This window comes from Croceicoccus sp. Ery15 (assembly GCF_020985305.1).
Taxonomy (GTDB): Bacteria; Pseudomonadota; Alphaproteobacteria; order Sphingomonadales; family Sphingomonadaceae; genus Croceicoccus.
In genome coordinates this window covers 2,894,592-2,906,752 of sequence record NZ_CP087588.1, presented here as the reverse complement: position 1 = coordinate 2,906,752, position 12,161 = coordinate 2,894,592, and the positions used below count along the sequence as shown (strand labels likewise).

12 protein-coding genes are annotated in these 12,161 nt (G+C 63.4%); 10 read left to right on the top strand and 2 right to left on the bottom strand.

Features of this window, described 5'->3' with window-relative positions; genetic code table 11:
* Nucleotides 1-19 precede the first annotated feature (19 nt).
* A complete protein-coding gene (locus tag LOZ77_RS14255) occupies nucleotides 20-337 on the bottom strand; it encodes a hypothetical protein (RefSeq protein WP_230279659.1) in 318 nt (105 codons plus the stop codon).
* Nucleotides 338-462: 125 nt separating this feature from the next.
* Here LOZ77_RS14255 and LOZ77_RS14250 point away from each other — a divergent pair, with 125 nt between their 5' ends.
* The 9 genes from LOZ77_RS14250 to LOZ77_RS14210 all read left to right on the top strand — a co-directional run bounded on the left by LOZ77_RS14250 (nucleotide 463) and on the right by LOZ77_RS14210 (nucleotide 9,857).
* Nucleotides 463-1,815, top strand: coding sequence for a HAMP domain-containing sensor histidine kinase (locus LOZ77_RS14250; protein WP_230279658.1), 1,353 nt, complete (start codon nucleotides 463-465; stop codon nucleotides 1,813-1,815).
* Nucleotides 1,816-2,188: 373 nt separating this feature from the next.
* Nucleotides 2,189-2,881, top strand: coding sequence for a 2,3-diphosphoglycerate-dependent phosphoglycerate mutase (gene gpmA / locus LOZ77_RS14245; RefSeq protein ID WP_230279657.1), 693 nt, complete (start codon nucleotides 2,189-2,191; stop codon nucleotides 2,879-2,881).
* Nucleotides 2,882-2,888: 7 nt separating this feature from the next.
* Nucleotides 2,889-3,377: a 5-(carboxyamino)imidazole ribonucleotide mutase gene (purE, locus tag LOZ77_RS14240; RefSeq protein WP_230279656.1), complete on the top strand. Its 489-nt coding sequence runs from the start codon at nucleotides 2,889-2,891 to the stop codon at nucleotides 3,375-3,377.
* Between the two features lie 5 nt (nucleotides 3,378-3,382).
* Nucleotides 3,383-4,462, top strand: coding sequence for a 5-(carboxyamino)imidazole ribonucleotide synthase (locus tag LOZ77_RS14235; protein WP_230279655.1), 1,080 nt, complete (start codon nucleotides 3,383-3,385; stop codon nucleotides 4,460-4,462).
* A gap of 19 nt (nucleotides 4,463-4,481) precedes the next feature.
* The gene (locus LOZ77_RS14230) at nucleotides 4,482-4,973 is read left to right on the top strand and encodes a dihydrofolate reductase (protein ID WP_230279654.1); all 492 of its coding nucleotides are present in this window, start codon (nucleotides 4,482-4,484) and stop codon (nucleotides 4,971-4,973) included.
* A 48-nt stretch (nucleotides 4,974-5,021) separates the two neighbouring features.
* A complete protein-coding gene (locus tag LOZ77_RS14225; RefSeq protein WP_230279653.1) occupies nucleotides 5,022-5,969 on the top strand; it encodes a bifunctional riboflavin kinase/FAD synthetase in 948 nt (315 codons plus the stop codon).
* A gap of 64 nt (nucleotides 5,970-6,033) precedes the next feature.
* The gene (gene ileS, locus LOZ77_RS14220) at nucleotides 6,034-8,904 is read left to right on the top strand and encodes an isoleucine--tRNA ligase (RefSeq protein ID WP_230279652.1); all 2,871 of its coding nucleotides are present in this window, start codon (nucleotides 6,034-6,036) and stop codon (nucleotides 8,902-8,904) included.
* Nucleotides 8,901-9,440 (top strand): signal peptidase II, encoded by a 540-nt coding sequence (gene lspA / locus LOZ77_RS14215; protein WP_230279651.1) that lies wholly within the window; start codon nucleotides 8,901-8,903, stop codon nucleotides 9,438-9,440. The genes ileS and lspA overlap by 4 nt, the downstream gene beginning before the upstream one ends.
* Before the next feature lie 6 nt (nucleotides 9,441-9,446).
* A complete protein-coding gene (locus LOZ77_RS14210) occupies nucleotides 9,447-9,857 on the top strand; it encodes a DUF3035 domain-containing protein (RefSeq protein WP_230279650.1) in 411 nt (136 codons plus the stop codon).
* Between the two features lie 6 nt (nucleotides 9,858-9,863).
* Here the strand turns inward: LOZ77_RS14210 and LOZ77_RS14205 are convergent, their stop codons facing one another.
* Nucleotides 9,864-11,189: a hemolysin family protein gene (locus tag LOZ77_RS14205; RefSeq protein ID WP_230279649.1), complete on the bottom strand. Its 1,326-nt coding sequence runs from the start codon at nucleotides 11,187-11,189 to the stop codon at nucleotides 9,864-9,866.
* Between the two features lie 213 nt (nucleotides 11,190-11,402).
* Here LOZ77_RS14205 and LOZ77_RS14200 point away from each other — a divergent pair, with 213 nt between their 5' ends.
* Nucleotides 11,403-12,089, top strand: a complete 687-nt coding sequence (locus LOZ77_RS14200; RefSeq protein WP_230279648.1) for an OmpA family protein — start codon at nucleotides 11,403-11,405, stop codon at nucleotides 12,087-12,089.
* The last annotated feature ends 72 nt before the right edge of the window (nucleotides 12,090-12,161 follow it).

The following is a 12,161-nucleotide window of genomic DNA, read 5'->3' as shown; positions in this document are numbered from 1 at the left end:
ACCGTTTGTGGACGTTGGCTTACCGATTGATCGTCAAGTCGGTTCCACATTTGCCGCAGGTTTTGGCGGGCCAAGGGACGCTCAAAAGGTATCCTCGCATAAAGAGCGAGCGGCCACATTTTGGGCAAGCTAGGAGCAGGCTCGATACACCGAAATAAATCACCCAAATAACCAACAGAGGAAAGACGATCCACGTAATATCACCGAACTCGATCCCGAGGATAGTGGCTGCAATCGGCATGCCCCAAATGATCGTGATGCCGAAAAGCATGCTCGCTCCAAAGAGCCGCTTTCCCCTTTGATAAGGGCTTCTTTCTGAAACTTTGACCACGTCCATACGCTAGCCTTCACGAATTCAGCTTTCCACCCCATTCCGGCCACTAGCGCGTAAAAACCAAGCGCCTGAAACCTCCCCCGTAACGTCGGACTTGCGAAAATCCGCGTGCGCGAAGACAAGGTCGCATGGGAGAGTTGAGATACGGACTGCCGCGGCGCTTGCGCCTGTTGCCGCGCCGCCTGGTGCCGGTGACCATTCTGGTGTTTCTGACGCTGGGTCTGGTCCAGCTGGTCGCCAGCGTTTTGTTCTATCACGCCATCGATACCGAAACCGTGCGGCAGGATCATGCCCGCCGCGTGGCCGAATTGCTGGTGGTGGCCGACCGGCTGGAGGATCGCGGCCTGCTGGACGTGGCCAATATCATGACGACCGAGCATCTGACGGTCGAAATCGGGCCCAGCCCCATCGTACCGACTGCAAAAGTACCTGAACGGTTAAAACCCGTCCACGAAGCGATCCTGAAGTGGGAGCCGGACCTTGCCAGCCGCCCGCTGCATCTGGGCCTGTTACAAGGGGCCAACCGCACCGAACATCTGATCGGTGCGATCGAAGTGTCCGAAGGCGAATGGCTCAATTTCCGGTCGGCCGGCTTTTCGGCAGGCTGGCCGGTGGTGCTGCGCGCCACAGTGATGACGGCGCTGCTGGCGCTGGCGGCGCTGTTGGCGGGGGCGCTGATCCTGCGCGGGCTGGGCAGGCCCCTGCGCGTTCTGGCCGATGCCAGCGAGCGGATCGGCGAAGGCGCGCAACTGGAATTCGAGGTCAAGGGCCCCGCCGATGTCCAGCGCGTCAGCCGCGCATTCAACGATATGCAATCGCGCATCGGGCGGCTGATCGGCGATCAGGCGCGCGCATTCGAAGCGATCAGCCACGATCTGCGTACGCCGCTGGGCCGGATGACGCTGGCCGCCGACATGGTGGAGGACGAGGATATCCGCGCCATTATCGACGGATCGTCGCGGGAAATGGTCGAACTGCTCGATTCGCTGCGCGGATTCCTGCGCGCGCAACATTTGGAAAGCGTGCCCGAAAGCGTCGATCTGCAACGGCTGGTCGCCGATACCGCCGCACCGTGGGCCGACCGGCTGCGCATCGCGGCGGGCGATCCGGCGATCGTCACGACCTATCGCGAGCCGGTGGCCATCGCGCTGGCCGCATTGATCGACAACGCCGTCCATTTCGGCGGAGGCGCGGATGTGGCGGTCGAACCCGACGCCGATCAGAACTGGCGCATCGCGGTGATGGACAAGGGGCCGGGCATTCCGGCGCATCTGCATCATTTGATCCTCGACCCGTTTTTCCGCATCGACGATGCGCGCGCCCGCGATGTCGCAGGATTCGGCCTTGGCATCCCCACCGCGCACCGGCTGATGCAGCGCTTTGGCGGCAGGCTTGTGTTTCAGGAAAACGCGGGCGGAGGGCTGCGCGCGGTGATCTATCCGCCGCAACCCGCGATAATGCCGGACTTGTCGGCGGGATAGCGGAACCGGCAGGGCTACATTTTCCTGTCCTACATCGCGGCCATCGGGCATTGGCATGCGCGGCGCAGCCATGCGTCATGGCTCTTTCAAACCGTCGATTTGTCCGCGCCGCCGATGTGTCGCCCCGCCACTGAAAACCCGCGCATTCCTGCGGGGTTTGGCAGGGTGACAGCCGGGTTACGCCGTGTCACCTTTGTAACCCTGAACGGCCTTTAAACACGGCCCGCATATGCGGTCCCTTTCCCCGCCCGACCGCCGAAACCCGCGCGCAGGGGATAGCGCGCTCTTTTCAAACCGCCACCCGACGGTTAGGGGCTGGCAAACGCAACAATTGCCCAATGCAATTCACGCCAGACAGGGAAGCATCCAACCGATGACCGAAGCAAAGCTGATCCTCGTTCGCCACGGCCAGTCGCAGTGGAACCTGGAAAACCGCTTTACCGGATGGTGGGATGTCGACCTGACCGACAAGGGCGTGGCCGAGGCCGTGGCCGCGGGCAGGCTGATGCTGGAAAAGGGCGTTCTGCCGACGGTCGCCTTCACCTCGCTGCAGACCCGCGCGATCCGCACGCTGCATCTGGCGCTGTATAATGCGGGCCGCCTGTGGGTTCCGGTGGCGAAAAGCTGGCTGCTGAACGAACGCCATTATGGCGGGCTGACCGGACTGAACAAGGCCGAGACCGCAGCCAAGCACGGCGACGAGCAAGTGCATATCTGGCGTCGCAGTTTCGACGTGCCGCCCCCGCCCATCGAAAAGGGCAGCCAGTACGATCCCGGCAACGATCCGCGCTATGCCGGTATCGACGTGCCGCTGACCGAAAGCCTGAAGGACACGATCGCCCGCGTGCTGCCGTATTATCAGGCAGAGATCCAGCCGATGCTGGCCAATGGCGAAACGGTGATCGTATCGGCCCACGGCAATTCGCTGCGCGCTTTGGTCAAGCATCTGTCGGGCATTTCGGACGAGGATATCACCGATCTGGAAATCCCGACCGGCCAGCCCATCGTCTATCCCTTCGTGAACGGCCAGCCTTCGGGCGAGCGGGCCTATCTGTCGGAAGGCTGATCGCGGGATGAGCGCACAAGTCGCCATCGTAATGGGCAGCCAGTCCGACTGGCCGACCATGAAGCACGCGGCAGAGGCGCTGGACGCGCTGGGCGTGGCGCATGACTGCCGCATCGTTTCGGCCCATCGCACGCCGGACCGGATGGTGAAATTCGCCCATGGCGCCGCCGACGAAGGCTTTAAGGTGATCATCGCGGGCGCTGGCGGCGCGGCGCATCTGCCTGGCATGATCGCGGCGATGACGCATCTGCCCGTGCTGGGCGTGCCGGTGCAGTCCAAGGCGCTGTCGGGGCAGGATTCGCTGCTTTCCATCGTCCAGATGCCGGGCGGCGTGCCGGTGGGCACGCTGGCCATTGGCGAGGCGGGTGCGAAAAATGCGGGGCTATTGGCGGCCGCCGTGCTTGCCACGCATGACGATGCACTGGCAGAGCGGCTGAAGGCATATCGCGCGGCGCAAACCGATGCGGTCGCCCAGCGCCCGGTGGACAGCAACTGAGACTGATGACGACCGATCCAATCTCTCCGGGCAGCACCATCGGCATATTGGGCGGCGGCCAGCTGGGCCGGATGCTGGCGATGGCGGCGGCGCAGCTGGGCTATCGCTGTCACATCTATGCCCCCGAACGCGACAGCGTGGCCGCCGAAGTCGCTGCCGATTTCACTTGCGCCCCCTATGGCGACAGCGAATTGCTGGCGAAATTCGCGGGCGCCTGCGACGTCATCACCTATGAGTTCGAGAATGTGCCCGTCGCGCCGCTCTCGTTCATCGGGGCGACCCCTTTGCGCGCATCGGTCCGCGCGCTGGAAATCGCGCAGGACCGCCTTGCCGAAAAGCGATTCGTGGAACATCAGGGCGGCACCCCCGCCCCGTTCCGCGCGGTCGAGAACGAGACCGAATTTACCGAGGCGCTGGAACGGATCGGCACGCCCGGCATCCTGAAGACCCGCCGCGACGGTTACGACGGCAAGGGCCAGTGGCGCATCATGTCGCCCAGGGATGCAGAGGACCTGACGCTTTCGGGCAACCGCCTGATTTACGAAGGCTTCGTCGACTTCGCCGCCGAATTCTCGGTCATTCTGGTGCGCGGTCTGGATGGCGAGGTCCGCTTCTGGGACAGCGCGCAGAACGACCACAGCTCGGGCATTCTCTCGCGCTCGGTCGTGCCTGCCGGTGCAGAGGTGACCGCACAGGTCCCCGCCGCCCGCGAACTGGCGGCCAGGGTGGCCGAAGCGCTGGGCTATGTCGGCGTGCTGACACTGGAATTCTTTGCCACGGCGAACGGGCCGGTGTTCAACGAAATGGCCCCGCGGGTCCATAATTCGGGGCACTGGACGATCGAAGGGGCGCGCACCAGCCAGTTCGAAAACCACATCCGCGCGATCTGCGGCCTGCCGCTGGGGCTGACCGATCTGATCGTGCCTGCAGTGCAGATGGACAATCTGATCGGCGATCAGGCCAATGACTGGCCCGACCTGCTGGCGGACCCCGCCAATCATCTGCATCTTTACGGCAAGGGGGAAATCAATCCCGGCCGCAAGATGGGCCACGTGACCCGCCTGCTAACGGGCAAGACGGTCTGATTATGGAAGGAACGCCGCGATGACGGGACCTGAACTTTTCCTCGTCTTCGCGCGCGCGCAGAATGGCGTGATTGGCGCAAAGGGGCGGCTTCCGTGGCATCTGCCTGCCGATCTGGCGCATTTCAAACGGCTGACCATGGGCACGCCGATGATCATGGGCCGCGCGACCTATGATTCGCTTCCGGGTGTCTTGCCGGGCCGCCGCCATATCGTGCTGACCCGCGATCCCGACTGGAACGGCGAGGATGCCGAGGTTGCGCCCGATTTCGACAGCGCGATCCATCTTGCCAATGCGGCCCGCATCGCGGTGATCGGCGGCGCAGATGTGTTCGCACAGGCCCTGCCGCTGGCCCGCCGGATCGAGATGACCGAAATCCACCGCGATTATGACGGAGAGGTCACCATGCCCGCCCCGCCCGCCGATCAGTGGGAGGAAGTCGCCCGCACCGATCACCCCGCCGACGGCAGCCGTCCGGCCTACAGCTTCGTCACACTTCGCCGCCGCGGCTGACCGGAGCGGCTTGAGGGACGACCCGACCGCGACTAGACCGCGCCTTCGATGATTCGCCTCTCCGCCCTTGATCCCATGCCGACCGAATTGCGCGGTGCGATTATCGCGCTGGGCAATTTCGATGGCGTGCATCAGGGGCACCAGCAAGTGATCGCGCAGGCCCGCGCCCTTGCCGCAGAGCGCGGCGCACCGCTGGTGGTGGCGACTTTCGATCCGCATCCGGTGCGCTATTTCGCGCCGCACGTGCCGCCCTTCCGCCTCACCTCGCTCGACCAGAGAGAGGAATTATTCGCCGCTCTGGGCGCCAGCGCGATGCTGGTGTTCCGGTTCGACAAGGCGCTGGCCGAAACCTCGGCAGAGAAATTCGTCGACCGGATTCTGGCCGAACGTCTGGCGGCAGGCGGTGTCGTGACCGGCCATGATTTCACCTTTGGCCACGGACGGCGCGGCGATGCCGCCATGCTGCGCACCCGTTGCGAAGCGCTGGGCATTGCGACGCGCATCGTCGCGCCGGTCGAGGATGCGGGCGAGGTCGTGTCCTCCACCCGCGTGCGCAAGGCGCTGGAAGCCGGCGACCCGCAAGAGGCGGCGCGCCTGCTGACCCGCCCTTTCGCCATTCGGGGCGAGGTGATCCACGGCGCGAAACTGGGGCGCAGCATCGGATTTCCCACCGCGAACCTGCTGATGGACCGCTATCTGCGCCCGAAATTCGGCATTTACGCTGTGATGGGCCGTGTGCTGACGGGACCGCTGGCAAATGGCCCGCTGTTGAAGGGCGCGGCCAATCTGGGCGTGCGGCCCAGCTTCGATCCGCCGACCGAATTGCTGGAACCGTTCTTCTTCGATTTCAGCGGCGATCTTTACGGCCAGACCGTCGAAGTGGCGCTGCACCACTTTATCCGGCCCGAAGAGAAATATGATTCGCTCGACGAGCTGACGGCCCAGATCGCGCGCGATTGCGACGAAGCACGGCGTTTACTGGCCGATATCGCCTGAATCTCGACCCTAACGCATTCCCGCTCTTTCAACGCGCGCGGCTTCCCGCTAGTGCGCGGCGGTTATGACTGAGAAGCGCGACTTTAAAGATACCGTCTTCCTGCCGAAGACCGATTTCCCCATGAAAGCCGGACTCCCCGCCAAGGAGCCTGCAATTCTGGCGCGCTGGCAGGAACAGGATATTTACGCTCAATTGCGTGAGGCGCGTAAGGGGCGAGAGACTTTCGTGCTGCACGATGGTCCTCCCTATGCCAATGGCGACATGCATATCGGCCATGCGCTGAACCATGTGCTGAAGGACATGGTGGTGCGCACCCAGAGCCTTCTGGGCAAGGATGCGCCCTATGTGCCCGGCTGGGACTGTCACGGCCTTCCGATCGAATGGAAGGTGGAAGAGCAGTATCGCAAGAAAAAGAAAAACAAGGACGAGGTTCCGCAAAAGGAATTCCGCGCCGAATGCCGCGCCTATGCCGCGCATTGGGTCGATGTTCAGCGTGAACAGCTGAAGCGGCTGGGCATCAATGGCGACTGGGACAAGCCCTACCTCACCATGGACCCAGATGCCGAGGCGACCATCGTGGGCGAACTGCTGAAATTCGCCAAGAGCGGCCAGCTTTATCGCGGCGCGAAGCCGGTGATGTGGTCGCCGGTCGAAAAGACCGCGCTGGCCGATGCCGAGGTGGAGTACGAGGACATCACCTCGACCCAAATCGACGTGGCGTTCGAGATTGTTGAGTCGCCGGTGGAAGCACTGGTCGGCGCGCATGCGGTGATCTGGACGACGACGCCGTGGACGATCCCGGTGAACCAGGCTTTGGCTTATGGGCCGGACGTTGAGTATGTCGCCTACAAGGTGGACGGTCGCGTGCTCCTGATCGGCAGCGCCCCCGAACTGGCCAAAGGGGTGTTCGCGCGGATCTTTGACAGCACGCCCGACAAATCGACCGATATCGTCTGGCGCGGCCTCGGCTCCGCCCTCGCCGGCACAAAGGTCCGCCACCCGATGCACCATCTCGGCGGCTTTTACGCCGAGCTACGCCCCATGCTGGCGGGCGACTTTGTCACCACCGATTCCGGCACCGGCCTCGTCCACATGGCGCCCGATCATGGCGAGGACGATTTCGAGCTGTGCAAGGCGAACGGCATCAATCCGAAATTCGTGGTGGAAGGCGATGGCCGCTACCGCGAGGATTGGCTGTGGCTGGGTCGGGGCGATGAACGCAACATGTCGGTCATCAATCCGAAGTTCAACGCGCCCGACGGACCGGTCTGCTCCGACCTGCGCGAGGCTGGCGCTCTCCTCAGCGCGTCCACGGACTATCAACACTCTTATCCACATAGCTGGCGGTCCAAGGCCAAGGTCATCTTCCGCTGCACGCCGCAATGGTTCGTGCCGATGGACAAGCCCGGCATGGTGGAAATCGCCGATAACCGCGCCGAACAGCGCTGGGAAAACGAAGGCGGCCACGCCGAGCCCGATGGCACCTTGCGTCAGGCCGCGCTCCACGCGCTGGCCAATACGCGCTTCGTGCCCGAAAAGGGCCGCAACCGCATCGGTTCAATGGTCGCCGGCCGCCCCGACTGGGTGCTCTCGCGCCAGCGCGCGTGGGGTGTGCCGATCACATTGTTCGTGCACCGCAAGACGGGCGAATATCTGGTCGACGATGCGGTGAACGCGCGCATCGTCGCCAATATCCGCGCCCACGGCGTCGACGGCTGGGACGAGGAATTCGCCGCCGACCTGCTCGGCCCCGATTACAACCTCGACGATTACGAGCGGGTGACCGACATTCTCGACGTCTGGTTCGATTCGGGCAGCACCCATTCCTTCGTGCTGGAATCGGGCAAATGGCCAGAACTGAAATGGCCCGCCGATCTCTATCTGGAAGGCAGCGACCAGCATCGCGGCTGGTTCCAGTCTTCGCTCTTGGAAAGCTGCGGCACGCGCGGCCGTGCGCCCTATGACGCGGTGCTGACCCATGGCTTCACCATGGATTCCAAGGGCATGAAAATGTCCAAATCGCTGGGCAATACGATCAGCCCGCTGGACGTGATGCGCGATTATGGCGCGGACATCATCCGTCTGTGGGCCCTGTCGGTCGATTATACCGAGGATCACCGCATCGGCCCCGAAATCCTGAAGGGCGTGGCCGACCAGTATCGTAAGCTGCGCAACACCTTCCGCTATCTGCTGGGCGCGCTGGACGGTTATGACGGAACCGACGTGCCCGAAATGGCCCAATTCCCCGAGCTTGAACGCTATGTGCTGACGCTGCTATCCGATCTGGATGCAAAGCTGGTGCAATGCGTCAATGATTTCGACTTCAACGCCTATACCCGCGCGCTGACCGATTTCTGTAACGAGGATCTGTCGGCCTTTTTCTTCGATATCCGCAAGGATTGCCTGTATTGCGACGATCCGGCGGATGTGAAGCGCCGCGCCTATCGCGCGACGCTGGATATATTGTTCCACGCCCTTGTCCGCTATGCCGCGCCGGTGCTGGTGTTCACGGCAGAGGAAGTCTGGGGCACGCGCTTCCCCGATCAGGGTAGCGTGCATTTGCTGGAATGGCCGAAAATCGCGCTGGCCGATGATCTGCGCGCCGACAAGGCGGTGTGGGACAGGCTGCGTGACCTGCGCGAAAATGTGAACGAGGCGATCGAGCCGTTCCGCCGAGAAAAGACCATCCGCTCCAGCCTTGCCGCCGAGGTGACCGTACCCGAAGGCGCCGTTCCCGCAGGGTTCAGCGATGCCGATCTGGCAGAGCTGTTCATCACAGCGACAGTGACGCGCGGGCAGGGCGATACGGTGACGATCACGCCCACCGATATGTCCAAGTGCGGCCGCTGCTGGCGCCATCTGCCCGAAGTGGCAGAGGATGGCGACGCGTGCGACCGCTGCGACAGCGTGGTTTCGGCGGCAGAGGCAGCATGAAGCTGGCCGCGCACCTGACAGCCGATCGCAGGCTGGGCCTGATCCTCGCGGCGGTGATCGTTGCGCTGGATCAGGGAGTGAAGGCGCTGCTGCTGGGTCCGGTGGAGCTGTTCCAGCGGCAGGTGATCGAAGTGCTGCCGTTCTTCGACCTGCGCTATGCGACCAATCCGGGCGTGTCATACGGCATGTTCGCCGCCGAAAGCCTTGAAAGCCGTGTCGCCCTGTTCGCGGTGACGGGGCTGATCTCGCTCGGCGTTCTGGTGTGGATGTTCATTGAAAAGAAGCGCGGCGATATTCTGTCGCTGGCGCTGATTCTGGGCGGCGCGATCGGCAATCTGATCGACCGATTCCGCCTGACCCATGTGATCGACTATGCCGATTTCCACCTTGGCGACTGGCGGCCCTTTGCCGTTTTCAACCTTGCCGATGTGGCGATAACCCTTGGCGTGGTCTTGCTGCTTGCCCGCACGCTGTTCATACGCGACAAGGACGAGAGCGATGCCGCGAAAGTTTCGGCCAAATCGGCCACGGAGTAATTGACGATGCGTATCAAGCCCGCCCTTCTTGCCCTTCCCGCGCTGGCCATGCTGGCCGGATGCGGCGGCGGCCTGAACCTGTTCAACCGCGACCGTCCCGATGAAATGGCGGTCTCGCGTCAGGCTCCGCTGGCGGTTCCGCCCGATTTCGCGCTGACCCCGCCCGAACCCGGCGCGCCGCGCCCGCAGACCCCCGGTGCCAGCCAGCAGGCGATGGACACGCTGTTCGGCGGCCCCGCGCCCCGCAGCGGCGTCGAAACCAGCGCCGTCAGCAAGGCGGGCACCGCCGATCCGGCGATCCGTTCGGCCGTGGGCGATCCCGACACGAATACGGTCGAAAAGGGTCAGGTCACGCGTGACATTGTGGCCGCGCCGCAGGGCGATGGCCGTGATGCACAGGCAGTCATTCCCGGATAAACGTCCCTATCCGGCTGTGTCGTCCGGTCTGGCCGCACCGCCGACGCTTTCGACCAGCAACTTGTCGATGCGGCGGCCATCCATGTCGACGATTTCGAACCGCCAGCCCTGTTCGATAAAGCTCTCGCCCTCTACGGGCAGCTTTTTCAGCACCCACAAGGCATAGCCCGCCGCCGTCGCGAATTCGCGCTGGTCGGGCAGGTCGATCCCCAGCCTGTCGGCCATGCGGTCGGCAGGCAGCGCACCCGCGATCAGCAAAGAGCCGTTCTCTCGCTCCACCAGCAGGGGATCGTCCCCCTCGTCCGCGTGCGAAACGAAGCTGCCGACCAGTGCCGCCAGCAGATCGGCGGGTGTCACGATCCCTTCGAAATGGCCGTATTCGTCGTGCACGAAGGCCATCGCCACATCGCCGCGCTGCATGATCCGCAAGGCATCGAGCGCGTCGATCTGGTCGGGCAGGATCTCGGCCTTCTTGATCAGCCGCGTCATCTGCGGCTTGTGTCCCTTGACCAGCGCGGCCAGCAATTCGCGCACCTTGACCACGCCGATCACGTCATCGACCGATCCCTGCGCCACCGGCAACAGGGAATGCGGCGATCTGGCAATAACCTTGCGCATTTCCTCGACCGTGGCGCGACGTTCCAGCCAGTCGATCTCTGTCCTTGGGGTCATCAGTTCGCGCACGGGCCGTTCGGCAAGACGCAGCACTTCGGCCATGATCGATTGCTCGGTCTTTTCGATCGCGCCCGAACGCGTCGCCTCGCTGATGATCAGGTGCAATTCATCGGCGGTAACGCCCGCATCGCGCTGTTGCCGCACGCCGACAAGACGCAGCAGCGCATCGGTTGATTTGTCGAGCAGCCAGACCACGGGCGCGGCAACCTTGGCCAGTATCGTCATGGGCGGCGCGGCAAGGCACGCGATCGTCTCCCGCCCGCGCAGCGCGATCTGCTTGGGCGCCAGCTCTCCCACGGTGAGCGAGAAATAGGTGGTCAGCACGATCACCAGCATAAAGCCCAATTGCTGGGCGGTCGCCGTATCCAGACCCAGTAACGCCAGACGTTCACCCACGGGCTGGCCCAGGCTGGCGCCCGAATAGGCACCCGCCACGATGCCGATCAGCGTGATGCCGATCTGCACGGTAGACAGGAACTTGCCCGAATCGGCCGCCAGCGCGAGCGCGGCCTTCGCCCCCTTGCTGCCATCCTCTGCCAGCTTGCGCAGGCGTGCGGGGCGCGCGGACACGATGGCAAGTTCCGACATCGAGAAAAGACCGTTCAATACGATCAAACCCGCGATGATCAGTAGGTCGAACCAGGGAAATGGGGACAATTAGTTGCTCTGACTGCCGTTGAGACCGAGTTGCGTGGCGAAGCAATTAGCGGCAATCATATCCCGCCCGCAAGCAATTGCGTTTCCGGTTCCGGTTCGCGGGTCGGGAACGCAGATGTCATATAATGCGTTTAGCGCAATATACCCGATCCGCCGTCGTTTCGGGATCGCTCAATCGGCAGGCGGGCGTATGAAGAAGAGGACCGCAATCCCATGAAAAACCGTTTCGTAGCAGCCGCTCTTGTCGCGACATCGCTGGTCAGCCTTTCAGCCTGCGTCACCGATCCCAACACGGGCGAGAAAAAGATTTCGCGCACCGCGCTCGGCACCGCGGGCGGTGCGGGCCTTGGCTATCTGCTGGGCGACATCGTCGGCGGCAAGACCGCCCGCATCATCGGCGCGGGCATCGGCGGCGCGGCCGGCGGTGTGGTCGGTTACAAGATGGACCAGCAGATCAAGGAGCTGAAGGAAGTGACCGCCGGTACCGGCGTAGAGGTCGAGCAGGAAGGCGATTACATCAATCTCAACCTGCCCAATGGCGTCACCTTCCCCGTCAACAGCACCGAAATTTCGCCAGCCTTCCGCAGCACGCTGGACGGCATTGCCCAGTCGCTGATCAACTATCCCGACAGCCTGATCGACGTGTACGGCTTCACCGACAACACGGGTGCCGACGCGTATAACCTGCAACTGTCGGAAAAGCGTGCGCAGGCCGTGGCGAATTACCTGTCGTACAAGGGCGTCCCTGCGGCGCGCATCGCGACGAAGGGCTTTGGCGAGGATCCGAACTATTTCGTCGCCAGCAACGATACCGAAGAAGGCCGCGCCATGAACCGCCGCGTGGAAATCAAGATCCTGCCGATCAGCCAGCAGGACGTTCAGGCCGCTCAGGGCCAGTAAGCCCGGCAATCCATCTATTTGGAAAGGAGAAGGCTTCGGCGGCGCAGGCTGCCGGAGCCTTTTTCGTTCGAG